General features: G+C 55.3%; 17 protein-coding genes, 1 tRNA gene, 1 other RNA gene and 1 pseudogene. 10 read left to right on the plus strand and 10 right to left on the minus strand.

Features of this window, described 5'->3' with window-relative positions:
* Positions 1–26 precede the first annotated feature (26 nt).
* From AC6I8K_RS11240 to gap, 3 genes are all read left to right on the plus strand, one after another.
* Positions 27–1262 (plus strand): acyl-CoA dehydrogenase family protein, encoded by a 1236-nt coding sequence (locus AC6I8K_RS11240; protein WP_483817617.1) that lies wholly within the window; start codon positions 27–29, stop codon positions 1260–1262.
* Positions 1263–1379: 117 nt separating this feature from the next.
* Complete coding sequence (locus AC6I8K_RS11245; protein ID WP_497826732.1) at positions 1380–2360, plus strand: GlxA family transcriptional regulator; 981 nt, start codon at positions 1380–1382, stop codon at positions 2358–2360.
* Positions 2361–2438: 78 nt separating this feature from the next.
* Positions 2439–3449: a type I glyceraldehyde-3-phosphate dehydrogenase gene (gene gap / locus AC6I8K_RS11250; protein WP_497826733.1), complete on the plus strand. Its 1011-nt coding sequence runs from the start codon at positions 2439–2441 to the stop codon at positions 3447–3449.
* Positions 3450–3496: 47 nt separating this feature from the next.
* Here the strand turns inward: gap and phoA are convergent, their stop codons facing one another.
* Complete coding sequence (phoA, locus tag AC6I8K_RS11255; protein WP_483817620.1) at positions 3497–4903, minus strand: alkaline phosphatase; 1407 nt, start codon at positions 4901–4903, stop codon at positions 3497–3499.
* Between the two features lie 244 nt (positions 4904–5147).
* Between phoA and AC6I8K_RS11260 the strand changes: the two genes are divergently transcribed.
* Together AC6I8K_RS11260 and AC6I8K_RS11265 are read left to right on the plus strand one after the other, a co-directional pair.
* A tRNA-Ser gene (locus AC6I8K_RS11260) sits at positions 5148–5235 on the plus strand.
* A 45-nt stretch (positions 5236–5280) separates the two neighbouring features.
* A non-coding RNA gene (locus AC6I8K_RS11265) (RtT sRNA) lies at positions 5281–5408 on the plus strand.
* 295 nt (positions 5409–5703) lie between these two features.
* Here the strand turns inward: AC6I8K_RS11265 and AC6I8K_RS11270 are convergent.
* From AC6I8K_RS11270 to AC6I8K_RS11280, 3 genes are read right to left on the minus strand one after another with little or no spacing between them, the layout of a single operon-like run.
* The gene (locus AC6I8K_RS11270; protein ID WP_497826734.1) at positions 5704–6855 is read right to left on the minus strand and encodes a Gfo/Idh/MocA family protein; all 1152 of its coding nucleotides are present in this window, start codon (positions 6853–6855) and stop codon (positions 5704–5706) included.
* The gene (locus AC6I8K_RS11275) at positions 6852–7922 is read right to left on the minus strand and encodes a sugar phosphate isomerase/epimerase family protein (protein ID WP_497826735.1); all 1071 of its coding nucleotides are present in this window, start codon (positions 7920–7922) and stop codon (positions 6852–6854) included. The genes AC6I8K_RS11270 and AC6I8K_RS11275 overlap by 4 nt, the downstream gene beginning before the upstream one ends.
* 16 nt (positions 7923–7938) lie before the next feature.
* Positions 7939–9174, minus strand: a complete 1236-nt coding sequence (locus AC6I8K_RS11280; RefSeq protein WP_497826736.1) for an MFS transporter — start codon at positions 9172–9174, stop codon at positions 7939–7941.
* 520 nt (positions 9175–9694) lie between these two features.
* Here AC6I8K_RS11280 and AC6I8K_RS11285 point away from each other — a divergent pair.
* The 4 genes and pseudogenes from AC6I8K_RS11285 (at position 9695) to araC (ending at position 14547) form a co-directional block, all read left to right on the plus strand.
* A pseudogene (locus AC6I8K_RS11285) lies at positions 9695–9984 on the plus strand (phosphoketolase family protein).
* A gap of 142 nt (positions 9985–10126) precedes the next feature.
* Positions 10127–12160, plus strand: a complete 2034-nt coding sequence (locus tag AC6I8K_RS11290; RefSeq protein WP_497826737.1) for a beta-galactosidase — start codon at positions 10127–10129, stop codon at positions 12158–12160.
* Entirely contained in the window at positions 12160–13581 is a 1422-nt protein-coding gene (locus AC6I8K_RS11295; protein WP_497826738.1) for an MFS transporter, read from the plus strand. The genes AC6I8K_RS11290 and AC6I8K_RS11295 overlap by 1 nt, the downstream gene beginning before the upstream one ends.
* Positions 13582–13668: 87 nt before the next feature.
* Positions 13669–14547 carry an arabinose operon transcriptional regulator AraC gene (araC, locus tag AC6I8K_RS11300; protein WP_497826739.1) on the plus strand — a complete coding sequence of 293 codons (879 nt, stop codon included), beginning with the start codon at positions 13669–13671 and terminating at the stop codon, positions 14545–14547.
* A 209-nt stretch (positions 14548–14756) separates the two neighbouring features.
* On the opposite strand, the gene phoH is transcribed toward araC, so the two are convergent.
* The 6 genes from phoH to putP form a co-directional block, all read right to left on the minus strand.
* The gene (phoH, locus tag AC6I8K_RS11305) at positions 14757–15545 is read right to left on the minus strand and encodes a phosphate starvation-inducible protein PhoH (protein ID WP_008105319.1); all 789 of its coding nucleotides are present in this window, start codon (positions 15543–15545) and stop codon (positions 14757–14759) included.
* Positions 15546–15619: 74 nt separating this feature from the next.
* Entirely contained in the window at positions 15620–15823 is a 204-nt protein-coding gene (locus AC6I8K_RS11310) for a hypothetical protein (protein ID WP_497826740.1), read from the minus strand.
* A gap of 296 nt (positions 15824–16119) precedes the next feature.
* Positions 16120–17397, minus strand: coding sequence for an iron uptake transporter deferrochelatase/peroxidase subunit (gene efeB / locus AC6I8K_RS11315; RefSeq protein ID WP_497826741.1), 1278 nt, complete (start codon positions 17395–17397; stop codon positions 16120–16122).
* A gap of 2 nt (positions 17398–17399) precedes the next feature.
* Complete coding sequence (efeO, locus tag AC6I8K_RS11320) at positions 17400–18518, minus strand: iron uptake system protein EfeO (RefSeq protein ID WP_497826742.1); 1119 nt, start codon at positions 18516–18518, stop codon at positions 17400–17402.
* A gap of 54 nt (positions 18519–18572) precedes the next feature.
* Entirely contained in the window at positions 18573–19406 is an 834-nt protein-coding gene (efeU, locus tag AC6I8K_RS11325) for an iron uptake transporter permease EfeU (RefSeq protein ID WP_483817627.1), read from the minus strand.
* A gap of 309 nt (positions 19407–19715) precedes the next feature.
* Positions 19716–21200: a sodium/proline symporter PutP gene (gene putP, locus AC6I8K_RS11330; RefSeq protein WP_064739079.1), complete on the minus strand. Its 1485-nt coding sequence runs from the start codon at positions 21198–21200 to the stop codon at positions 19716–19718.
* A gap of 391 nt (positions 21201–21591) precedes the next feature.
* Here putP and putA point away from each other — a divergent pair, with 391 nt between their 5' ends.
* Entirely contained in the window at positions 21592–25536 is a 3945-nt protein-coding gene (gene putA, locus AC6I8K_RS11335) for a trifunctional transcriptional regulator/proline dehydrogenase/L-glutamate gamma-semialdehyde dehydrogenase (RefSeq protein WP_497827244.1), read from the plus strand.
* Positions 25537–25574 lie beyond the last annotated feature (38 nt).

Below are 25574 nucleotides of genomic sequence, written 5' to 3' on the forward strand. Positions count from 1 at the left end.
AAATTACTATGCTGGAGAGACGCGTCATGTCGCACATCGAATCAGGCTGGGGCGCTGGCCCCTCATCCCGTTATGAACAGCTGGCGGAGCGTTTCCGCCCTGTGTTCCAGAAAATACGTACAGGTGCGATTGCGCGTGAGCTGCAGCGTCAACTGCCGCTGGAGCAAATTGCGTGGTTAAAACAGAGCGGTTTTACCGCGCTGCGCGTGCCGGAGAGCCATGGCGGCCTGGGGGCAACGCTGCCTGAATTGTTTGCGCTGCTGATTGAGCTCGGTGAGGCGGATTCCAATCTGGTGCAGTCGATTCGCGGCCATCTCGGCTTTGTGGAAAACGTACTCAACAGCGGCAGCAGCCATTTTCGTGATCAGTGGCTGACGCGGCTTGGACGCGGTGACATCGTGGGCCCCGCATGGAGTGAGACCGGTGATGCGCGCCAGTCTGAATTCTCCACGCGCATTGAGCGCAGCGGCGAATCCTGGCGGCTCAATGGCCGCAAGTTTTATACCACCGGTTCGCTCTATTCCGACTGGATTGATATCGGCATCTCCGATGAAAATGGCAAAGGCGTCTCAGTAACGGTTTCGCGCACCGCGGAGGGCGTGACGGTGCTGGATGACTGGAACGGCTTTGGCCAAATCCTGACCGCCAGCGGCACGGCGATGTTTGCCAACGTGGCGATCGCCGCCGATGACATCAATGAAGAGATTCATTTCAGATATTCACCCGCGTTTTATCAGCTGATTCATCTGGCGACGCTGGCCGGCATTGGCCGCGCGCAAAGCGGTGAAGTGGCACAGCAGGTCGCCGCACGTACGCGTACTTACAGCAACGGTAATGCGCCGCGTGCCGCGCAGGACGCGCAGATTTTACAGGTGGTGGGACGCCTGCGCGGTGCAGCCTACAGCAGCGGCGCTATAGTGCTGCACGCCGCCAGCGCGGTGCAACGCGCGTTTGATGCGCACCTGAGCGGCAATCAGGAACAGGAACATCAGGCGGTGGCGATGGCCGAGCTGGAGGTGTCGCAGTCGCTGAATGTGGTGAGCGATCTGCTGCTCAATGCCAGCTCAACGCTGTTTGATGCGTTAGGTGCATCGGCCACGCTGAAGCCATTGGCGCTGGATCGCTTCTGGCGTAACGTGCGCACCCTTTCTTCGCATAATCCGCGCATCTACAAAGATCGCATCGTTGGCGATTTCGCGGTGAACGGCACCTTGCCGCCCGAGCAGTGGCGCATTGGTGTGGCGGATAAATCGGCTACCTAAGCGTAAGGTCGCCATTTATGGCGACCTGGTGCGCATTAATGCGCACCCTACAGGTTGTACATGCTGCTCACGCATGCGACACTTTGGCTTATTTCGCTAAAGTGTCTTTTTTACGCCATGAAAAACTTTCTTATTATTGTGCCCGACGGCGGCATGCTGTTTGAATCAGCGGGTATCGCCGATATTCTGATGCGCGCCAATCAGCATCTGCCGGTTGGCACAGAACAGCAACGCTATCGCGTTAGCCTCGCCACCACCCAATCGCATCAGGTGATCCACGGCCAATCCGGCCTTAACTTGTTGGCCGATATCAAACTGGCAGACCTCGATCCGCGCACCGCCTGGGACACCATTATGATTACCGGCCGTGGCGACAGCGCCGATGAAGGCAATATGGTGGTCGATTTCATCAAGCTGGCGGCACCCCAAGCGCGCCGCGTAGTTTCGGTGTGTGGCGGCGCGCTGTTGCTGGCCGAAGCCGGCCTGCTGGATGGCCGCCGCGCCACCACGCACTGGCGCTTGCTCGATACCCTGCAAACGCGCTATCCGCAGATTCAGGTGGCAGGTGGCCCGCTGTTTATTCAGGATGGCCCGATCTGGACTTCCGGCGGCGTCAGCTCGGGTTTTGATCTGACGCTGGCGCTGGTGGAAGAGGATTTCGGCTTCAGCGTGGCGCGCGATATTGCGCAGGACATGGTGATGTATCTGCGCCGTCCCGGTGGGCAGATGCAGTTCAGCCGTTTCAATCTGCAAGCGCCGAGCGGCGTTGGCCCGATTAGCGAGTTACAACGCTGGATCCGCGCCAATCTTGCCGGCGATCTGTCGGTGGAGAAGCTGGCAGCGCGCGTCGCCATGAGCCCGCGCAATTTCACCCGCGTGTTCACCCGCGAAACCGGTGCGCCGCCCGCACGTTATGTCGCCGAAGCGCGCCTCGCCGCGGCGCGTGAGCAGTTAGAGCAAAGCAACGACACGCTGGATCGCATCGCGCAGCATACCGGCTTTGGCAGTAGCATCAATTTACGTCGCTGCTTTGAGCGCCAGCTGCATCTTACGCCGGGCGAATATCGCCAACGCTTCCACTGCAAGAAGTTGGCGTAAAGTGATCCTTTTTTGGCGTTTACGCCACAGCGCCATCGGCCTACAGTGACTCCAGCATCTTCGGAAAAGGAGTCAATCATGACTAAGATCGGCATCAACGGCTTTGGCCGTATCGGGCGTAACGTTTTTCGTGCAGCGCTCGGCAGCGACGATATTGAAATCGTTGCCATCAATGACCTCACCGACAGTAAAACGCTGGCTCATCTCCTTAAACACGATTCCCTGCTTGGCAGGCTACCGGCGGAAGTGGAAGCCGGGGAAGGCGAATTACGCATTGATGGCAAAGCGGTGCGCGTATTCAGCGAACGCGATCCGGCCAATATCCGCTGGCGCGACGTTGGCGTGGATATCGTGATTGAGGCCACCGGCTTCTTCACCGAACGCGACAAAGCCGCCGTACACATCACCAGCGGCGGCGCTAAACGCGTGATTATCTCCGCGCCAGGCAAGAACGATGATCTGACGATAGTGTTGGGCGTCAACGATCAGCGTTACGATCCGCAGCAGCATTTAGTGGTGAGTAACGGCAGCTGCACCACCAACGGCTTAGCACCTGCTGCTGCGGTACTGCATCAGGCATTTGGTATCGAGCACGGTTTAATGAACACCACGCATGCTTATACCAATAGCCAGGTACTGCACGATCAGCCGGAAAAAGATCTGCGCGGTGCGCGAGCGGCGGCGCTGTCGATTGTGCCTTACTCAAGCGGTGCCGCGAAGGCGCTGGGTCGGGTGATTCCGGAGCTGGATGGTCGTTTGACCGGTTATTCTCTGCGCGTGCCGGTGCCGGTAGTATCGATTGTCGATCTGACCGTAACGCTGAAACGCGATGTGACGGCTGAAGAAGTGAATGACGCGTTTAAAACTGCCGCGGCAGAAGGTCCACTGAAAGGGATTCTTGGTTACAGTGACGAGCCGCTGGTATCCAGCGATTATCAGGGCGATGCCCGTTCATCGATTATTGATGGGCTTTCCACGCTGGTGATTGGCGGCAATCTGGTGAAGATCCTTGCCTGGTATGATAACGAATGGGGCTTCTCGAATCGTTTAGTGGATTTAGCACGCTTGATGGCGAAACGCGGGTTGTAACATCAGCTATCAGTAGGGTCGCCATTTATGGCGACCGTTTTAACACCTTATTTGAGTCCCATCGCATCCTTCAGGGTAAAGAACAGATCGGTCTGATCGGTCAAACCCACCACATTCGCCGCATGCGGACCGTACGCCGCAATGCGGACTTGTGTGCCGGTATGCTCCTGCGAATCCTCTTCTGAATTGCCGTAGCTGATGGTCATCACCGCGCCATCTTTGGTATTCACCGCTTGCGTCAGGCCCGGTGCTTTGGTGCCGTTTTCCACAATCTGGCTGCTGTGTGCGTGATCGGCGGTCACCACCACCAGCGTATCGCCGTGCTCGCGGGCAAACGCCAGCGCTTCCTGCACCGCTTCATCCAGATCGACGGTTTCACCAATCTGACCGCACGGATTAGCCGCATGGTCCTGTTTATCAATCGACGCGCCTTCCACCTGCAGGAAGAAACCTTTGTCGTTGGTGCTCAGCAGATTGATGGCTTTTTTAGTCATCTGCGCCAGCGTCGGCACGGAAGCCGGACGATCTTTGTTCACTTCACAGGTCACCACCGGTTTATCGATGTTGCCGTGATAGCTGGCTTTTGGTCCCTGCCAGCGTACCGGCATATTGCCATCGGCGAACAGACCCAATACCGGTTTGCGCTGATCGGCCTGTTGAATGGCGTTCAAGCCATCCAGATTATCAATCCACTGATAGCCCAGCGCCTGCGCCTGTTCACGCAGGGTTTTGCCCTGATACTCGCCGGCTTTGGCGGTTTCGCCAAAGGATTTCGCGCCGCCGCCCAACGTGACGTCCGCGCGGGTTTTCAGCATCTGTTCAGTAATCGATCCTTTTCCACCCTGCTCCAGCGCGTTGCCCGGGCACAGCTCACTGGTTTTCTCCGGGCCATAGCATTTACGCGAGGTCACGTGCGCCATTAACGCGGCTGGCGTGGCATCCTGCAGCTCAGCGGTCGAAACGTTACCGGTGGCTTTCCCGGCGGCTTTCGCCAGCTCAAGAATCGTCACCTGATCTTTGCCGTTCACATCAACACCAATCGCGCCGTTATAGGATTTGGTGCCGGTCGCCCACGCGGTGGCCGACGCGGCGGAATCCGTCACGTAATTCGGCTTATGGGTTTTCTTGTCGAGCGAATAGTGGGTGTATTGGCCGGTAAGCGGCAACGCATCAAGGCCAGGGAAGAAACCGCCGGCACCGCGCGCCTGGTTACGCGCAGCGGTGATTTCCGAATCGCCCATGCCGTCACCAATCAGCAGAATCACGTTTTTTGCGGTGCTATTGATTAATGAAGCTTTAAGCGCTTCAGTTTGGTCCCCGCTGAGGCGACGCGCCCCGCCGTGTTCGGTCACGTCGCCAGTGGCTGCGCGTGAATAATTTGCGTCTTCTGCCACGGCTGAAGTCGCGATCAGAGAAGCCAGCAGCGTAACCGTAAAGAGAGGTATCTGTTTCATTTATAAGCATCCTTAGCCATAGATATAACCAAATATTTCCGTGGACAAGTCTGCGACAGTGCGGTGACAGTTTTGTGACGGAATGGGAATGATTTGATGACAGAACAGGCATATTGAGCAGGCTTGCGGCATTACGCTCAGAGCTTAAGCGGATAGAACAAAAGGAGAAAATAGCACTTGACCCTTTTCAGCGATCTCCCTATAGTAGCGCCCCGTTGACCCAGCGCGGTTAACAAAAAAATGTGGTGAGGTGTCCGAGTGGCTGAAGGAGCACGCCTGGAAAGTGTGTATACGGCAACGTATCGGGGGTTCGAATCCCCCTCTCACCGCCACATTCTAAAGAAGAGTCTGAACGCAAGTTCAGACTTTTTTTTTGCATATTCTGCAGAGAGAGGGGGTGAGAAGCCCCGACGGGGTTCGACAACTGGCGCAGCCAGTTGGACAGCGGAGCCTGCGACGCTGCCCGCAGGGTGAGCGCAGCGAATCAATCCCCCTCTCACCGCCACATTCTAAAGAAGAGTCTGAACGCAAGTTCAGACTTTTTTTTTGCATATTCTGCAAAGAGAGGGGTGAGAAACCCCGACGGGGTTCGACAACTGGCGCAGCCCGTTGGACAGCGGAGCCTGCGACGCTGCCCGCAGGGTGAGCGCAGCGAATCAATCCCCTCTCACCGCCACATTAAGCCGGACGTTGCGTGGATAAGGCAGCCACGCATACGAAATCAGATGACACGCAGGCTGTCATGAATCTGCGTGAACCCTACCTTAGCCCGACCCGCACGAAGCGGTTCGGGCTCTGCCTCAGGCGTTGACGCGCACCCAGCGCTGCTGCTGATGGCTTTGTACAATGGCATCAACAATCGCCATCACCTGCGCGCCATCGTGGAAAGTGGCAAACCCAGCCGCCTGCGGAACGGGCGGTTTGCCCTGCTCTACCGCCTGATAAAACTGCTGCATCATCGCGCGGAACGCATCCGGCCAGCCTTCAATGTGCCCACCGGGAAAACGCGCACGGCCTGCTACATCCGGATTCATCAGCGAGGGATCGTCCGACAATAGCTGATTTGCCTTGTGCCGATGCCCTAGCCATAGTTGCTGCGGCGTTTCCTGATCCCACGCTAGCGCACCGAGGCTACCGTTGACTTCCAGACTGAGGCGATTTTTACGCCCGGCGGACACCTGCGACACGCTGAAACTGCCTTTGCTGCCGTCGTCAAAACGGAACAGCACAAAGCCCATGTCCTCGGTTGTCACCGTGCGCGATTCATATTGCGTTTCGTCTTCCTGCGCGCCGAAGGTGGCAGCACCAGCAAGGCTGGCCTTGCGCGTCGGCCAGACAATCGACAGGTCGGCCATCACCTCAACAATTTTGCGTCCGGTGACGAACTGAATGGTATCGCACCAGTGCGAACCAATATCCGCTACCGCGCGCGATGCGCCGCCCTTCTCTGCATCCACCCGCCAGTTGTAGTCGGTTTCCTCCAGCATCCAGTCCTGCAGATAACTGCCCTGCGCCGAGAACAGTCGCCCCAGCTGCTGGTAACGCACCATGCTTGCCGCCTGCTGCACCATGGCAAATTGGCGATAGACAAAGCTGACGCCATGTATCACGCCCGCTTTTTCGGCCAGTTCCACCAGTTCGTGCGCTTCATCCATCGTCATGCACAGCGGCTTTTCCGAGAACACATGCTTACCGGCGGCAATGATCTGCCGGTTAATCGCCGCATGCAGATGGTTCGGCGTGCAGTTATGCACCGCGTGCAGCCCTTCATGCTGTAAAAACGTCGCCACGTCACTGTAGGCGTGTGGCACATTGAGTTCGGCCGCACGCGCGGCAGCGCCACTCTGGCTGGCATCGCATATCGCCACCACATTGATGTTGCCGAGGCGGCGCAGCGCTTCAATATGCGCGGGGCCAATAAAGCCGGTGCCGATAATGCCTACGTTGATCATTTAACACTCCCCTGTTCCAGACCCAGCTGTGCCCGCACGCTCGCCTGCTGGTCGCCCTGCGCGGCAAAATCATCAAAGGCGCGATCGGCCACCGGGATAATGTGCCGCTGAATAAATTCGGCGCCTTCACGCGCACCGGTTTCACTCTCTTTTAAGCAGCACTCCCACTCCAGCACCGCCCAACCGTTGTAGTCGTACTGCGCCAGCTTGCTGAAGATCCCTTTGAAATCCACCTGGCCATCGCCCAGTGAACGGAAGCGACCGGCGCGATCGATCCAACGCTGGTAGCCGCCGTATACGCCGCTGCGCCCGTTAGTCTGGTACTCGGCATCTTTAACGTGGAACGCTTTGATGCGCTGATGATAGATATCAATAAACTGCAGATAATCAATATGCTGCAGCAGCAGATGACTGGGATCGAACAGGATGTTGCAGCGCGGATGATGATTTACGCCGGTAAGAAAACGTTCAAAGGTCACACCATCGTGCAGGTCTTCGCCCGGATGAAGTTCATAACAGACATCAACGCCGTGACGATCAAACTCGTCCAGCACCGGCAGCCAGCGGCGCGCCAGTTCGGCGAACGCCTCTTCCAGCAGCGCCGGATTGTGTGGCGGCCACGGATAGAGATAGGGCCAGGCGAGCGAACCGGAAAAGGTCGCGTGCGCGCGCAGTCCCAGGTTCGCCGATGCCGCCGCCGCCTTTTTGACCGTCTCAATCGCCCATGCCGTGCGCTTTGCGTTATCACCACGCACCTGCACCGGAGCGAAGCCGTCGAAAGCGATGTCATGCGCCGGATGCACTGCAATCAACTGCCCTTCCAGATGCGTTGATAACTCGCTCACTTCCAGGCCGTACGTTGCCAGCAACCCGCTCACTTCATCGCAATAGGTCTGGCTGGTTGCAGCACGATCAAGGTTGAAAATCGACGGATGATTGCACGGGATCTGCAAAGCTTTGTAACCCAGTGCCGACGCCCATTGCGCCAGTCCTTCCAGCGAATTAAAGGGTGCCTGCTGTCCGATAAACTGCGACAGAAAAATACCCGGTCCTTTTAACGTTTTCACGTACACCTCCCGTTAATCAAGCCGCTTCATCCCGATACTTAAAGGTGAAGAGGAAAAGAATGGCGATCGCCGCCGCTGCAATAGCCGGGATCCACCAGAATGTTGCCCAGTTGTCCGCACTGCCCTGTCCCGCGATCAAGCGGTTATACAATGCGCCGGAAATTTGCGAGCCCAGCAGCATGCCGATGCCGTAGGTGAACATCACTACCATGCTCTGCGCCTGCCCTTTCACTTTCTCGCCCGCGATGCGGTCGGTGTAGATGAATCCCACCACGAAAAAGAAGTCGTAGCAGACGCCGTGCAGCAGAATGCCCAGATAGATCAGCGCTCGGCCTTCATCGCCCATGCCCATAGCGAACAGCGCATAACGCACGAACCAGGCCAGCATGCCGACCAGCAGCATGTATTTCACGCCAAGACGGCGAAACAGCAGCGGGATCACCAGCATGAAGAAGATTTCAGACATCTGACCGAATGACATGGCGGTGCTGACGTTGCTTACTCCGGCATCCGCCAGCCACGACGCGGTATAGGCGTAATAGGTGCCAAGCGGAATGGAGATCAGCGTGGCGCACAGCGCAAAGACAAAAAAGTGGCGGATTTTTAGCAGCGCAAAGGCATCTGCGCAGAACAGATCGCGCACTTTCAGTGGCTGGCCTTTAGCCGGTGCTGGCGTATGTGGCAGCGTCAGGCTGTAAATCGCCAGCGCCACAGAACAAAGGGCAGCAACGGTAAAGACCGAGGTGCTGGCAGAAATGCCGGTGAAACCAATAAAGATGCCGGCCACAATCCAGCCGATGGTGCCGAATACCCTGACCACGGGAAAACTTTTATCGCTATTGCTCAGGCTGTGGAAAGCAATGTTATTAGCAAGCGCTAAGGTCGGCATGAAACACAGCGTGTAGCCAAACAGCAGCGCGATAAGCAGCGTACCGTTTTCCGCGGCCAGCGCAGCGGGCACAAACCAGAGGATGACCGCTCCCGCCAGGTTCATCACCGCCATCACTTTCTGCGACGGAAAGAATCTGTCCACCAGCATTCCCAACACGAACGGTGACAAAATTGACGCAATTGGCCCGGCAGAAAATGCATCGCCGATCAGCAGCGACATGTTGTGTTGTGTCATCACCAGTCCCAGCGTGACGGACCAACTGCCCCAGATGAAGAACTGCATAAACATCATGAGTGACAGTCGGGGAACCAAAAGCCGGTGCTGCGAGACTACAACGTCGGTACTATGTGAAGTCGACATGGTGAACCTTCCCAGAGAAAAGTAATCGATTACATTTAGGTGAGATAGAATGTAATCGATTACAATAATAGTAACTTTTAGACGGATCACAATTTTGAAGATTCACGCCGTAATGCGTCAGGCTTTGGCAGCACCATGAACTTTCAGTGCTGGTTAAGAACGACACGGGTTATCATCGTGATGCTTGCATCAATGATTCTCCGAGCGAGACCACTCTCGCTAAGCCAGCGCTCATTCCTGGATTCATTAGCAAAACGACGTCATGGAAAGTTGCTGGCAATTATGTCGCTGGTTATTACTCTCTCTTAATCGCTTTCCCGATAATTATCTAAATATGACACAAGAATTAATTGCCAATATTAGGCGTCAGACGAGAAGGTGTTATTGAGGCCGCAGGGAAATTACAGCGCTTGGGGGGTAATTAATTATTATTGGCGAGCAGCTAATTATCTTTCAGTCGGACAAATATATCTTTGTGCCCCCCTTTCAATCGGCCTCTCACTGCATCAGACATCAAAAAATGCTTTTAGGCCACAGAGGGACTGCACCTGGTCAGGATTTTATCGGAATTAAAAGGCCACCCAAACAGTTTCCTGCTCCGGGCGGTATTCCCAGCTACGCCTCACCTGAATGCCATGGCTCTATCCTCGAAGGTGGAGAATTAGGCTATTCACTCAACCCTGCTTTTGAGGCGGCATTTATAATCCGGATCTTATTGTTGCCTGCGTAATAGGCGATGGTGAAGCAGCAACGGGGCCACTGGCTACGGCCTGGCATTCCAATACGTTTTTGAGCCCGGTCGAAACCTGACGATGCCTCCTTTTTGTGATGCCCTTCATAAGACTTAGCAAGGAGCGAGTTTCTCTATGTTGCCAGCGACATGCTTCATCTATGACCGGCCTCCTTCCTCTAATTTACCTGCCAGATACTTACATCAAGAGGCAGATAAAAAATGGAAAAGTTACTTTATGGTGTCGCTTACTACCGTGAATACATGCCTGAAGAGAGGCTTGATGAAGACATTCGTCTGATGAAGGCCGCTGGCATCAATGTTGTTCGTATCGCGGAAAGCACCTGGAGCAGTTATGAGCGGCAGGATGGCGACTTTGACTTTTCCAGTGTTCTAACCGTGCTGGATCGCATGCATGAAAACCAGATTGCCGTGATTATTGGTACCCCGACTTACGCGATCCCGGCATGGCTGGCGAAAAAACACCCTTCCGTGATGGCCACCACCCCGCAGGGGGTGAACAAATACGGTCATCGTCAAAAGATGGATATCACCAGCCCAATCTACCTGCGATACGCTGAGCGGATTATTCGCGCGCTCTTAAGCGCTACCGCTAACCATCCAGCGGTGATCGGGTATCAGATTGATAATGAAACGAAATATTATGATACCTGTGGCGATCACGTACAGCGGGGGTTTGTTGAGCAACTGAAAAAACAGTTCGGTGATGATCTTGAAAAGCTCAATGCCGAATATGGGCTAGATTACTGGAGCAATCGAATTGATGCATGGGAAGATTTCCCGCCGCTGGAAAGCACCATTAATGCGAGTCTTGGCGCGGCTTTCCAGCGCTATCAGCGTGGGCTGGTTACGGATTTCCTGGCGTGGCAGGCAACGCTGGTGAGTGAGTATCGTCTGCCTGGTCAGTTTATTACGCATAATTTCGATTTCGAATGGCGAACCTGGTCCTTTGGTGTGCGCGGGGAAGTCGACCACTTCAAAGCATCCTCGGCGCTCGATATTACCGGCGTGGATATCTATCACCCTGGCCAGCATCAACTTACCGGCGTGGAAATTGCCTTTTGCGGGGACATCGCACGCACGACAAAAGATACAAATTATCTGGTTCTGGAAACCCAGGCTCAGGCTTTTAAGAACTGGACCCCCTACCCTGGCCAGCTGCGCCTTCAGGCTTTTAGCCACATTGCTTCCGGGGCAGCCATGGTGAGCTATTGGCACTGGCACTCTTTGCACAATGCTTATGAAACCTATTGGAAGGGACTGCTCAGCCACGATCTGGAGCCGAACCCGATCTTTGATGAGGCTAAAGAGGTTGGTCAGGCCTTCGCACGCCTCTCGCCGCAGTTAGCCGGTCTGAAAAAAACCAATCGTGTGGCGCTGCTGGTCAGTCACGACTCGCTGACGGCCGTTGACTGGCACCCTTATAAGGGACATCAGTTTGGCCGCCATAAGGAACATCAGTATAACGACACGGTTCGCACCTATTATGATGCGCTTTATCGCCTCAATATTGAGGTGGACATTCTGACCGTCGATGATCCCCGACTGTCTCGTTACTCATTGTTGATAGCGCCCCTGCTTTACGCGGTGTCAGCGGAATCATTGCAGCGCCTGAACCGATTTTCCGAGGAAGGCGGACATATTCTGTATTCCTTCAAGTCTGGCTTTGCCAATGAACACCTCAAAGTACGGCATACCCGGCAACCGGCCATCATCCGGGAAGCTATCGGCGCCAGTTATCAGCTTTTCGTTGAGCCACACGAGGTAACCCTTCAGTCTGATCTGCTGAACATCTCAGCGGAATCTGCCGAGGTGAATCACTGGATGGAGCTGCTGGAGGCTGATGCCGGTGCTGAAGTCTGGGCTCGCTATCAACATCCCTACTGGACCAAATATGCGGCGATTGTTCACAACCGCTACGGAGCCGGGACGACAACGTATGTCGGCTGCAGCATCAATTCTGAAGCAGTGGAAGCCGTGCTGCTTGAACTCCTCAACAAAACCAATCTGAACGTCGCAACATCGCCGTTGCGCTTCCCGCTGGCGGTCAAACGCGCGGTGAATCGTTCAGGCAATACGCTGCTTTTCTTTCTGAATTATTCCAGTCAGCCTCAAAAAGTTACCCTTCCGTTTACTTGCGGAGAGGAGTTGCTGAGCAAGCAGCGTTACGTAAAAGGAGAGACGCTGAACCTGTCCGATTGGGGCGTCGCTATATTTGAAGTGGAGAACGCGTGATGACTGATAACGCATCGCATCAGGATTTGCAGCGCATTAGCACCCGTGAACGCCTGGCTTTTGGCGTGGGCGATTACGGCACTAACTTAACCTACACGTTAATGGTGACCTTTCTGGCGTTTTATTACACCGATGTCGTCGGGGTATCGGCGCTGTTGGTTGGATCGCTAATGTTTTTTGCCCGCGTACTGGATGGCATAATTTGCATTTATGTCGGGATACGCATTGATAAAACGCGATCTAAACGGGGTAAGGCTCGCCCCTGGGTATTATGGACTGCCGTACCTTTTGGCCTGTCGGCATTTTTAATGTCCACTGTCCCGGACGTGAGCTATACATGGCAAGTAACGTATGTCTGCATTACCTATTTACTGACCAACATCATGTTCACCGCCAACAATATCGCATACGGCTCGCTGCTGGCTTTAATCACGCGCGACAATTATCAACGTGGCATGCTGAGCGTTTTTCGAAAAGGCTTCTCCACCTGTGGCTCACTTACCGTTGGGGTGTTAACCCTGCCGATGGTGGCGTTCTTTGGCAACACCAGCACATCCTGGATAATCGTCTTCGCGATTTTCGGCGTGTTTACGGCGGTTTTTCTGCTGTTGACCGCGCTTGGAACCCGGGAACGCGTGGAGCCAATTAGCAGTGACAATAGCCAGCGAATTAATACCCAACAGGTCGTGCGCTCAGTCATGGCCAATCGTTATTGGATCATCATCTTTTTTTATCTGATGATCACCTTCACTAGCCTCACGGCATTGTCAGCGGTAGGCGTTTATTATTCAAAATATGTCCTGTCAGATGTTTCGCTGATTGCTTATATCAGCATGGCCCAATATATCCCGGGCTTGCTCACCTTGATGATTATTCCCTTACTGCTTAAAAAATTGGGTAAACGACGTCTTGCCATGCTTGGACTGATCGTCTGTTGTGTTGCTTACCTGCTGCCGCTACTCAACAAGCAGGATGCGTTCTTCGTGATAATGGCGACGGCAGTTCGCAGCGTGGGCTTCTGCGGGATTGGTGCCACCATGTTCGCACTGCTGGCTGACACCATCGATTATGGAGAATGGCGAACCGGGCTACGTATCGAAGGAATCCTCTTTAGCGCGGGAACGCTCGGTCAAACGCTGGGAATGGGGCTGGGTACGGCAAGCGTTGGCTGGATTTTGGGGGCGGCAGGTTTTGTCAGTGGGGGCAGCACGCCTCAGTCTGAAACAGTGATTAAGACCATCGAATTCCTGTTTATCTTTTTCCCTCTGATCCTTGCGGCTCTGAATCTGGTGCTGCTGTGGTTTTACAAACTGGATAATTTCTACAGTCGCGTTGCGCAGGATCTTTCTGCCGGACGTTATCAGCAAGATGACGTATCGGCTACGTCAATTGCCGGTAAAAGATGGCAAAGCCAGGAGTGATCTCTTTAACAAATTTCATACATATTCCCTTCAGCAATGGAGGGAGTCATTTATAGTATGCCGAATTTTTAAGCCCGGGGGATGCCAATGGAAGAATTACAACATGCGGATATGTTGAGTTTTTCTCCGCTCATGAAAAGTTTTACCTTCAACGCATTTATGGTCTCCGGGTTCACTCCGATAAGCCCCGGTAGCAAACTCGACTTTTTCATCCATCGCCCTAACGGCATGAAAGGGTACATGATTAACCTGACGCTGAAAGGCGAAGGGATTATTCATCATGCAGAGGGGGAATTTCACTGTCAGCAACATGAGATGTTACTTTTCCCACCGGGCGTAATTCACCATTATGGCAGGGCCAAAGAGAGCATCGCATGGGATCATCTCTGGATCTATTTTATCCCTCGTCCCTACTGGATTGATTGGCTGCGCTGGGATACTAAGCAGGGACATATCGGTCGCATGACACTCCCCGATGAGGCTCAGCGCCAGCAAATGGTTCAGCTCTTTAAAGAGGTCATCGCGAGTAATGCGCTAGGCGCTGCGCTGCCAGAAGCCATGGCCATGAATGCCCTTGAGCGCATCATTTTAACCACCTTCCAGCTCCAGCCTTCCAGTAATCGTCATAACCGAGACCCGCGAATTCAAACGGTTTGCGATTACATTAATGAACACCTTTCCCAAGACACGCGTATTGAAGAACTCGCGCGCATGACGTTCCTCTCAACCTCTCGTTTGACGCACCTATTCCGCAAAGAGATGGGCAATACCATTTATGGCTGGCGGGAACAGCAGCGTGTCTCACGCGCCTGTGATTTACTTTGGCATACCCAGCTCAATGTCACTCAGGTTGCGCGTGCGGTGGGCTATGAAGATCCGCTGTACTTTTCACGCGTGTTCAGCCAGCACTATCAGTTGAGCCCGCGCGATTATCGTAAGAAGTTTGAGTGCGCCCCACTCTTCTGATTGCGCAGGAGGCTGAATGTCCCTGCTCACGCCGGGTTTTTCGTCAGACCGCTTTCTTTTCAGGGTATGGAGAAATCAGGGCTCGGGAGAAAACTCTTTTGGCGTGGCATATCATTTGCTGTGTTGCGCTGCCGGTATTCGCAGTGAATTCATGCATAAAAAACCCGGCTTGCGCCGGGTTTTGCTTAGCTACATTCTCAATCAAACGGTTAACTGTAAGCGTGCAGCGTGCGTTGACACAGCGCTGAACGGACGCAATCCTCTTTGCCGAAACGCACCACGCCAATCATCTCATCCTCTTCGAAGCGTGCTAACGCATCGGCAAGGCCAGATTTAGCATGGGACGGCAGGTCGCACTGGGTGATATCGCCGTTGACGATAACCGTTACGTTTTCCCCCAGGCGAGTCAGGAACATCTTCATCTGTGCGGCAGTGACGTTTTGTGCCTCATCAAGGATCACCACCGCATTTTCAAAGGTACGTCCACGCATGTAGGCGAAGGGCGCGATCTCTACCTTGGCGATTTCGGGCCGCAGGCAGTATTGCATAAAGGAAGCGCCGAGACGTTTAACCAGAACGTCATATACCGGTCGGAAATAAGGCGCGAATTTCTCGGAAATGTCTCCGGGGAGGAAACCGAGATCTTCATCCGCCTGCAGAACCGGGCGCGTCACAATAATCCTTTCGATATCCTTATTGATCAGGGCCTCAGCCGCTTTGGCTGCGCTAATCCAGGTTTTTCCGCAGCCGGCTTCTCCGGTGGCGAAAATAAGCTGTTTCGTTTCTATGGCATGGAGATAGTGTGCCTGAGCTTCATTTCTGGCTTCAATCGGCCCGCGGTCACGTGCATCACGTGCCATACCGATCGAATCCAACCCACCCATCTGCACCAGCGAAGTGACCGATTCTTCTTCACGCTGACGGTGACTGCGAGAGTCGCTACGAATAACGCGTCTGGCTTCACGACGTGCTTTGATCACTGCTTTCTGTCTTCCCATAGTGGCACCTTACAGTTGGTTTCATTTATCGCGGCGGATCACCCGCGGCGATGACTTGAACGCTTTAGAGGTTTTTAGTTGGCTTCCTTGTAAGCCGTATCGAGCCAGTGAGAATGGTGTGCATCAGCGCCGAGACGCAGGCGCGCACCGGTTAACAAATTGAGATTGAACGAGAACGAAGTTTTAAATTGAGAGAGGTTGCTTTTGAGGGAAAAAATCCCCCGCAGAGTACTGCGTGTGTTGAAACTATTTAACTGTCCCAGAGAGAGACGAATCATGCGCGAACTCCAGTGGCTTAGCCACACAACTGACAACGCTTATGAATAAAGTGCATCATATTTGCGGTGGTTTGCAACAGTAATTTTACGTCCCGGTAAAGAAAAAATGATAAGCGAAGCCTGAGTGCCTTCACCTTAAATTAAATTTAGTAGATTAATCAGATAGATGGTTTATTGGCGGGTCAGCGAAGTTTTGATACACATTCGGAAGAAGCTGTATCCAGCGGAAAGTTTAAGGAATGCTTAACAAATGCGCCTGCGGGCGGTAGCCAACGCAGGCGCTGCACATTTATTAATCAGGCTTGCAGTAAAGGTTGTCCAAGATAATGATTTTCATCCGCCACGCCCGGCAGCGCGAAAAAGTATCCGCCGCCAATCGGGCGAATATATTCTTCCAGCGCTTCGCCATTGAGGCGCTGCTGCACGGTAATAAAGCCTTTGGCTAAATCATGCTGGTAGCAAACAAACAATAACCCCATATCCAGCTGGCCCGATCCGGTAATACCGCTGGAATAACTGTAACCGCGCCGCAACATCAAACTGCTGTCGGTTTCCCGCGTGCGCGGATTGGCGAGGCGAATATGCGCATCCAGCGCAATCACATCACCATCCGGATCGTTATTGTAATCCGGCACGTCATGCTCGTTTTTCATGCCGAGCGGCGCACCCGACAACTTCTCACGGCCAAAGATGGTTTGCTGCTCACCGAGCGGCGTGCGGTCCCACATTTCCACGTGGAAACGAATGATGCGTACCGCCTGATAGCTGCCACCGCGCGTCCACGCGGGTTCCTGCTGCTCGTCGGTGACCCACAACAGCTGGTTCATTAACGCCGGATTATGGGTATCGGGATTGGCGGTGCCATCTTTAAATCCCAGCAGGTTTATAGGGGTTTCCTTGCCGTTGCTGCGCGCCGCATGATCGGCAATAAAGCCGTCACGACGCCAGCGCACTGCCAGCAGATCGGGCGTGCGTTTGATGATGTCGCGCAGCGCGTGAATGACCGTATCCTGGGTGTTGGCGCAGATTTGTAGCAGCAGATCGCCATGGCACTGTTCGGCATCCAGCGAATCGTTAGGAAACCGCGTCATGGTTTGCAACTGCGCGGGCTTGTGTTTGCTCAAGCCGAAGCGCTCATCAAACAGCGAGGTGCCGACCGACAGTGTCAGGGTGAGATTATCGGGTGCGATATCAGCACCGAGAATCCCCGAATCCATCGGCGGCAACTGAGGATTGGTGACGGCGGGCGCCGGTCCACCTTGCGTGAGAAAAGCGAAGCGCGCAGTCAGCAAGCGGAACAGGCGCTCAAGATCGGCTTTGTCGCTGGCCAGCACATCAAACGCCACCAGCATCATCGACGCCTGTTGTGGCGTAACGATACCCGCCTGATGCGCGCCGTAAAAAGGTTGCGCCTGTTGACGCGAGTTGGGTGCAACCGTGCCGGGAGAGAAGCTATCGGCGGCGGCGGTATGGAACGGACAACCGCCGCTCAGTGCGGCCGCGCCGCCCAACATGCCTAATCCCTGCAAAAGTCGACGACGCGACGGCTGCGCCGCGTCATTTTTATTACTCATGATCAGTCGAGACCTAAAGTTCCACGCAGTAATGAGAGATCTTCCGCCAGGGTGGTAATCGGGCCTTTTAGCGCGTTACGGTCAGCGGTGGTCAGTTTTTCGTACGACTCATAGCCCTCTTGCGTGCGATATTTGCTGAGGATGCCGTCCACTTTTTTGAAGTTAGCATCCACTTTCGCCAGCAGCTGCGGATTGTTTTTCAGCAGCAGCGGACGCAGCAGATCAACAATTTTCTGCGCGCCGTCGATGTTAGCCTTGAAGTCAGAAAGATCGGTACGGCTGTAGCGGTCTTCTTCTCCGGAGATTTTGCTGGAGGCCACTTCTTCAATCAGACCCGCCGCGCCGCCCACCACTTTGACGGGTGGAAACGCCAGTTCGCTGATGCGGGTTTGCAGATCCAACACATCCTGATTCAGCTGAGTGGCAAACACTTCAGCACCTTTGGTGGTGTTATCCGCGAACAGGATTTTTTCCAGACGGTGGAAGCCGGTGAATTTCGGATCTTCGTTTTTCTTCTCGAAGTCGTCTTCACGCGCATCAATGCTGCCATCCAGATCGGAGAACAGCTCAGCAATCGGTTCGATGCGCTCGTAATGCACACGCGTTGGCGCATAGAGCGCCCTGGCTTTCTCAATGTCGCCGGCTTTCACCGCATCGGTAAACGCTTTGGTGCCGGTGACTAACTCTTTCACTTCATTCATGACGTAGACTTTGTAGTCGGCGATGGGGCCGACCAACTCCAGCACGTCAGGCTTACCGGTCGCGGCTTTCTGCGAAGCGCCGCTCACCACCAGTTTACCTTTCGGGTTGCTGAGCAGGCCGCAGGTCATCTCATATTCGCCCGCTTCCAGATTCGCGGTGAGTTTCTGGCTGAAGCCTGGCGCGATGTTTTCACGCTCTTCCACCACCATGACGCCTTTCAGAATCTCCCACTCCAGCGCTCTCTGGCTGTTGTTCTTGATAATGAACTGGGTTTTACCGGCCTGCACATTGAGCGACATCGGCTCACATTGTTTATCGGTCACGGTGACCGTGACTTGCGGGATGGCCGCAGCAGAGGCGGCGCCGGAAAGCGCCAGCATTGAAACCAACAGCGCCTTGCGGCGGAAGCGAATCGTCATAGTGATATCCCTGTTAGAGAGAAGATCAGGCGCGCAATCGCGCCTGAATTAATTTCAGCGTGTGGTGCGTGCCGCGTTGACCGAAGGTCGAGCCGGAAAGAAAAACAGCAGCAGCGCCGGAATCAGATAGATCAGCCACACCGCCACTTCGCTAACGCTTGGCGTTTCCTGATAACCCAGAATCCCTTCCAGCAGCGTGCCGAACACCGAATGTGTTGAGAGCGTGTTGCTCAGATCAAATGCCACATCCTGGAAGTGATTCCACAATCCGGCTTCATGGAAGGCGCGAATAGCACCGGCGGCCAGTCCAGCGGCGACAAACAGAATGAACAAGCTGGTCCAGCGGAAAAAATGCGCCAGATTCAGGCGAATGCCGCCGTAATAGAGCAAAAAGCCCAGCGCCACGGCGGTCGCGAGGCCAAGCACCGCGCCCATCGGCGGCGCATAACCCACATCCTGGGTGAATGCCGCCAACAGGAAGAACACCGATTCCAGCCCTTCACGCGCCACCGCCAGAAATACCATCAGCACCAGCGGGAAGCCGCTGCTGCCCTGCTTCTGCAGCGCCTGATCGACGGACTTTTCCAGCGTGGCTTTGATATTGCGCGACACTTTGCGCATCCAAAACACCATCGATGTCAGGATCACCACGGCAATGACCGCGACAATCCCTTCAAACAGTTCCTGCTGTTTCTGCGGGAACTCGCCGGTGGTTTCATTGATAAAGATGCCCAGCGCCAGACACAGCGCGGCGGCAATAAAGACGCCAGCCCACATGGCGGGAAACCATTGAGTGCGCTGGGTGCGTTTGAGATAGCTGGCAATCAGGCTGACGATGAGCGCGGCTTCCAGACCTTCGCGCAACATAATGAGAAACGGTACGAACATCACCAACCTCTTGAATTTTAAGAAGGGTAAACCTTAGGTAAAAATACGTAAAGTGCGAACGATATCGATTATCATTATCGAAGGGAGAAATACAAGTCACTGCGCGAAATTAATTTGTTTTTTGCGTTTTAGGGAGGGGGGATTTGTAGGGTGCGCATTCATGCGCACCTGGGTTTAGCGAAGGGGTCGCCATAAATGACGACCTTACGATCGAGGTCGCCATGAATGGCGACCCTACGAAAAACGATGCGGGATTTGTAGGGCGCGCATCTATACGCACCTGGTCGCCATGAATGGCGACCCTACGGATTACTTGCTTTGATATTGCGCTTCTGCCGCCGCAAAGCGCTGCTGCGCCGCTTCGGATGGGCCGCGACCCAGCAGGCTGAACACCACAATCGCGATACTGGCGAACGCAAAGCCTGGAATGATTTCATACAGCGCTGCGTAGCCATAATCTTTCCACAACAGCACGGTCAGCGCGCCAATCACCATACCCGCCAGCGCGCCGTTGCGCGTCATACGCTTCCAGCACACACCGAACAGCACCACTGGGCCAAACGCCGCACCGAAGCCTGCCCACGCATAGCTCACCAGACCCAGCACCCGGTTTTCCGGATTGGCCGCCAGCGCGATAGCAATCAACGCAATCACCAGCACCATCAAGCGTCCTACCCACACCAGCTCTTTCTGGCTGGCGTTTTTACGCAAAAAGCCTTTATAGAGATCTTCGGTCAAGGCACTTGAGCACACCAGCAGCTGGCAGCTTAAGGTCGACATCACCGCCGCCAAAATCGCCGACAGCAAGATACCGGCAATCCACGGGTTGAACAGAATTCGCGCCAGTTCGATAAAGATTCGCTCGCCGTTCTGACTTACGCCCGCCGCCTGATCGGGATGGTTCTGGAAGTAGGCGATACCGAAGAAGCCCACCGCCACCGCGCCACCGAGGCACAGGATCATCCAAATCATGCCGATACGACGTGCGCTACGGATAGTGTGATGCGAGTCGGCCGCCATAAAGCGCGCCAGAATATGCGGCTGACCAAAGTAGCCAAGGCCCCAACCGAGCAGTGAAATCACCGCGACAAAGTTCAGTCCCTTCAGCATGTCGAGGTTTTCGAGGCTTTTCGCTCTGATCACCGCCAATGAGTCATCCAGGCCGCCCACGGCGACAATCACGATGATCGGCGTCAAAATCAGCGCGAAGATCATCAGACTGGCCTGCACGGTATCGGTCCAGCTTACCGCAAGGAAACCGCCCACCAGCGTGTAGAGAATGGTTGCGGCAGCACCGGCCCACAGCGCGGTTTGGTAATCCATACCGAAGGTGCTTTCAAACAGACGCGCACCGGCGACCACGCCAGAGGCACAATAGATCGTGAAGAAGATCAGAATCACCACCGCCGAGATCACGCGCAGCAGCTTGCTGTTATCCTCGAAACGGCTGGAGAAGAAGTCCGGCAGGGTTAACGCATTATCATGATGCTCGGTCTGCACGCGCAGACGACCGGCAACAATGCGCCAGTTCAACCATGCACCAATGATCAGGCCGATAGCGATCCAGCTTTCTGAGATACCTGAGAGGAAAATGGCGCCCGGCAGGCCCATTAATAACCAGCCGCTCATGTCGGACGCACCGGCTGACAGCGCGGTGACAACGCTGCCTAAACTGCGGCCGCCAAGGATATAGTCATCGAAGCTTTTGGTTGATCGCCAGGCGATGAAACCGATTAACACCATCCCAAGGATATACACTACAAAGGTCACCAACATCGGTGTACTTACACTCATCAGTCTCTCCACTTATTATTTGATCCATCAAGAGAAATCTTGTGTATCAGCGCTGTCGGAACGGGACAGCAGCATGATTTCACCGCATCCAGAGAAAGCGATTTCTCTTAAGGCGCGGTATCCTGCCGCAAAGGTGCGGCGCGCACAATGCATTTAACACAGCTGTCACAATGATGACACTGATGCTGCGTTTTCTCTGCTTAGAGGTTGCACCTGATCACACTCTGGTTGCACCCCGGTCGCCATAAATGGCGCCCCTACGAAGCCAGACGTTGTAGGTAGGGTCGCCATTCATGGCGACCTCCTGGCAACACGGGTTGCACAAAGTTGCAACATGGGTGATATTGCTGCCACGCTGGAGTTGAATCACTATTCTGAGGACGAGGACATCATGGGAAGCACTACCATGGGGGTGAAGCTGGATGAAGCCACCCGCGATCGCATTAAACTGGCGGCACAAAAGCTTGACCGCACATCACACTGGCTCATTAAGCAGGCGATTTTTAACTATCTTGAGCAGCTGGAAGCCGGTGAATCCGTGCCAGAAATCCCCCAGTTGCTGATTGATGCCGCCGGTGATGAGAGCGTGCCCGACGAGGCGCTGCAACCTTTCCTCGACTTCGCTGAACATATTTTACCGCAGTCGGTCAGCCGCGCGGCTATCACTGCCGCCTGGCGTCGTCCGGAAACGGATGCGGTGCCGATGCTGCTGGAACAAGCGCGTCTCCCTGCCCCGCTGGCGGAGAAAACTCATCAGCTGGCTTATAGCCTCGCCGATAAGCTGCGCCACCAAAAAGGCGCAACGGGCCGCGCGGGCATGGTGCAAAGTTTGCTGCAGGAGTTTTCACTCTCTTCACAGGAAGGCGTGGCGCTGATGTGTCTGGCGGAAGCGCTGCTGCGTATTCCGGATAAGCCGACGCGTGATGCGCTAATCCGCGACAAGATCAGCAACGGCAACTGGCAGTCGCATCTGGGCCGCAGTCCGTCGATGTTTGTCAATGCGGCCACCTGGGGCTTGCTGTTTACCGGCCGTCTGGTTTCTACCCATAACGAAGCTAACCTGTCGCGATCGCTCAATCGCATTATCGGCAAGAGCGGTGAACCGCTGATCCGCAAGGGCGTGGATATGGCGATGCGCCTGATGGGCGAGCAGTTTGTTACGGGTGAAACCATCGCCGAAGCGCTGGCCAATGCCCGCAAGCTGGAAGAGAAAGGTTTCCGTTACTCTTACGATATGCTCGGCGAAGCGGCGCTGACCGCCAGCGATGCCAAAGCCTATTTGGTTTCCTACCAACAGGCGATTCACGCCATTGGTAAAGCGTCCAATGGTCGCGGCATTTATGAAGGTCCGGGCATCTCGATTAAGCTGTCGGCACTGCATCCGCGCTACAGCCGCGCGCAGTATGAGCGCGTGATGGACGAGCTCTATCCGATCCTCAAATCGCTGACGCTGCTGGCGCGCTCGTATGACATCGGTATCAACATCGATGCCGAAGAAGCGGATCGTCTGGAGCTGTCGCTCGATTTACTGGAAAAACTCTGTTTTGAACCGGAGTTGGAAGGCTGGAACGGCATCGGCTTTGTGATTCAGGCCTATCAGAAGCGCTGTCCGTTTGTGATTGATGCGCTGATCGATCTGGCGCAGCGCAGCCGTCGCCGCCTGATGATCCGCCTGGTAAAAGGCGCGTATTGGGATAGCGAAATCAAACGCGCGCAGATTGATGGCCTGGAAGGCTATCCGGTTTACACCCGCAAGGTGTATACCGACATCTCCTATCTGGCTTGCGCACGCAAGCTGCTGGCGGTGCCGAACCTGATCTATCCGCAGTTTGCCACGCACAATGCGCACACGCTGGCGGCGATCTACCAGCTGGCGGGCAACAACTATTATCCGGGACAGTACGAATTCCAGTGCCTGCACGGCATGGGTGAACCGCTGTATGAGCAGGTGGTGGGCAAAGTCGCCGACGGCAAACTCAATCGTCCGTGCCGTATTTATGCGCCGGTCGGTACCCACGAAACGCTGCTGGCGTATCTGGTGCGCCGTCTGCTGGAGAACGGGGCCAATACCTCGTTTGTCAACCGCATTGCCGATAACACCTTGCCGCTGGATGAACTGGTGGCCGATCCCGTCGCCGCCGTTGAGAAAATGGGCGTCGCGGAAGGTGCGGTCGGTCTGCCACATCCGAAAATTCCGCTGCCGCGCGATCTGTACGGCACGAAGCGCGCTAACTCGGCCGGTCTCGATCTGGCCAACGAACACCGTCTGGCGTCGCTGTCCAGCGCCCTGCTCAACAGCGCCAGCCAGCCGTGGATCTCTCAGCCGCTGGTGGAAGGCCAGTTAGGTGACGGCGTCAGCCGCCCAGTGCTTAATCCTTCCGCGCCTGCGGATGTGGTGGGCAACGTGCGCGAAGCCAGCGAAGCTGAAGTGTCGGCTGCGCTGGATGCGGCGGTGAATGCCGGGCCAATCTGGTTCGCCACGCCGCCGCAGGAGCGCGCCGCCATTCTGGAGCGTGCGGCCGAAGCGATGGAAGGCCAGATGCAGCAGCTGATTGGTTTGCTGGTGCGTGAAGCGGGTAAAACCTACAACAACGCCATCGCTGAAGTGCGTGAAGCGGTCGATTTCCTCTACTACTACGCCGGCATGGTGCGCGATGATTTCGATAACGAAACCCATCGCCCGCTCGGCCCGGTGGTGTGCATCAGCCCGTGGAACTTCCCGCTGGCGATCTTTACCGGGCAAATTGCTGCCGCGCTGGCGGCGGGCAACAGCGTGCTGGCGAAACCGGCGGAGCAAACGCCGCTGATCGCCGCACAGGCGGTGCAAATTCTGCTGGATGCCGGCGTGCCGGCGGGCGTGCTGCAACTGCTGCCGGGCCAGGGCGAAACCGTGGGTGCGCAACTGACCGGCGACGAGCGCGTGCGCGGTGTGATGTTCACCGGTTCAACTGCGGTGGCGACGCTGCTGCAGCGTAATCTGGCCGGTCGTCTCGATCCACAAGGTCGCCCCACGCCGCTTGTCGCTGAAACCGGCGGCATGAATGCAATGATTGTTGATTCCTCCGCGCTCACCGAACAGGTGGTGGTCGATATCGTTGCCTCGGCGTTCGATAGCGCCGGTCAACGCTGCTCGGCGCTGCGTCTGCTGTGCGTACAGGATGATGTGGCCGATCACACGCTGAAAATGCTGCGTGGCGCGATGGCGGAATGCCGCATGGGCAATCCGGAACGCCTCTCAACCGACATTGGTCCGGTCATTGATGCCGAAGCAAAAGCCAATATCGAACGCCACATTCAGGCGCTACGCAACAAAGGCTTCACCGTCTATCAGGCGGCACAGGAGAATCCACAGGACAGCAAAGAGTGGAACAGCGGCACCTTTATCAAACCCACGCTGATTGAGCTGAATCAGGTGAGCGATCTGGATAAAGAGGTGTTTGGTCCGGTGCTGCACGTGGTGCGTTTCGCGCGCAACAATTTGCCGCAGCTGGTGGAGCAGATCAACGCCTCGGGTTACGGTCTGACGCTCGGCGTGCACACGCGTATTGATGAAACCATCGCGCAAGTGACGGCGAACGCCAAAGTCGGCAACCTGTACGTCAACCGCAATATGGTGGGTGCGGTGGTTGGCGTGCAGCCATTCGGCGGTGAAGGTTTATCCGGAACCGGTCCGAAAGCCGGCGGCCCGCTCTATCTCTATCGCTTGCTGGCCAATCGTCCTGATGGCGCGCTGCGTATCACCTTTGATCGTCAGGATGCCGAGCGTCCGGTTGATAGCACGGTGCGCACGGAACTGATGCGCGCGCATCAGGCATTGCAGCAGTGGGCAAAAGATAAACCCGAACTGCTGGCGCTGTGTCAACGTTATGACGAGCTGGCGCAGGCCGGCACTGTGCGTTTGCTGCCAGGCCCAACTGGCGAGCGTAACACCTTCACCCTGCTGCCGCGCGAACATGTGCTGTGCATCGCGGATAATGAAGACGATGCGCTGACGCAGTTGGCGGCGGTGACCAGTGTTGGCAGCCAGGCGCTGTGGCAGGACGATGAGCTGCATCGTTCACTGCGTAAATCGTTACCTGCAGAGGTGCAAGCGCACGTGAAGTTAGTGAAGGATGCGCTGGTAGCAGAGTTTGATGCGGTGATTTATCACGGTGATGCCGACCAACTGCGCAGCCTGTGCGAGCAGGTGGCGGCACGCGAGGGCGCGATTGTTTCGGTACAGGGCTTTGCCCGCGGTGAAACCAATCTGCTGCTGGAGCGTTTACTGATTGAGCGCTCACTGAGCGTCAATACCGCCGCGGCGGGCGGTAATGCGAGTTTGATGACCATCGGTTAACGATAACAACCCGGTGCGCATAAATGCGCACCCTACGT

The sequence above is a fragment of the Pantoea sp. X-Soil-ISGK-421 genome (assembly GCF_059730785.1).

Excerpts from the sequence above, each read along its gene's own strand:
- AC6I8K_RS11240 (WP_483817617.1), top strand. The coding sequence starts at position 27 with ATGTCGCACATCGAATCAGGCTGGGGCGCTGGCCCCTCATCCCGTTAT.
- AC6I8K_RS11245 (WP_497826732.1), top strand. The coding sequence starts at position 1,380 with ATGAAAAACTTTCTTATTATTGTGCCCGACGGCGGCATGCTGTTTGAA.
- gap (WP_497826733.1), top strand. The coding sequence starts at position 2,439 with ATGACTAAGATCGGCATCAACGGCTTTGGCCGTATCGGGCGTAACGTT.
- phoA (WP_483817620.1), bottom strand. The coding sequence starts at position 4,903 with ATGAAACAGATACCTCTCTTTACGGTTACGCTGCTGGCTTCTCTGATC.
- AC6I8K_RS11270 (WP_497826734.1), bottom strand. The coding sequence starts at position 6,855 with ATGATCAACGTAGGCATTATCGGCACCGGCTTTATTGGCCCCGCGCAT.
- AC6I8K_RS11280 (WP_497826736.1), bottom strand. The coding sequence starts at position 9,174 with ATGTCGACTTCACATAGTACCGACGTTGTAGTCTCGCAGCACCGGCTT.
- AC6I8K_RS11290 (WP_497826737.1), top strand. The coding sequence starts at position 10,127 with ATGGAAAAGTTACTTTATGGTGTCGCTTACTACCGTGAATACATGCCT.
- AC6I8K_RS11295 (WP_497826738.1), top strand. The coding sequence starts at position 12,160 with ATGACTGATAACGCATCGCATCAGGATTTGCAGCGCATTAGCACCCGT.
- araC (WP_497826739.1), top strand. The coding sequence starts at position 13,669 with ATGGAAGAATTACAACATGCGGATATGTTGAGTTTTTCTCCGCTCATG.
- phoH (WP_008105319.1), bottom strand. The coding sequence starts at position 15,545 with ATGGGAAGACAGAAAGCAGTGATCAAAGCACGTCGTGAAGCCAGACGC.
- AC6I8K_RS11310 (WP_497826740.1), bottom strand. The coding sequence starts at position 15,823 with ATGATTCGTCTCTCTCTGGGACAGTTAAATAGTTTCAACACACGCAGT.
- efeB (WP_497826741.1), bottom strand. The coding sequence starts at position 17,397 with ATGAGTAATAAAAATGACGCGGCGCAGCCGTCGCGTCGTCGACTTTTG.
- efeO (WP_497826742.1), bottom strand. The coding sequence starts at position 18,518 with ATGACGATTCGCTTCCGCCGCAAGGCGCTGTTGGTTTCAATGCTGGCG.
- efeU (WP_483817627.1), bottom strand. The coding sequence starts at position 19,406 with ATGTTCGTACCGTTTCTCATTATGTTGCGCGAAGGTCTGGAAGCCGCG.
- putP (WP_064739079.1), bottom strand. The coding sequence starts at position 21,200 with ATGAGTGTAAGTACACCGATGTTGGTGACCTTTGTAGTGTATATCCTT.
- putA (WP_497827244.1), top strand. The coding sequence starts at position 21,592 with ATGGGAAGCACTACCATGGGGGTGAAGCTGGATGAAGCCACCCGCGAT.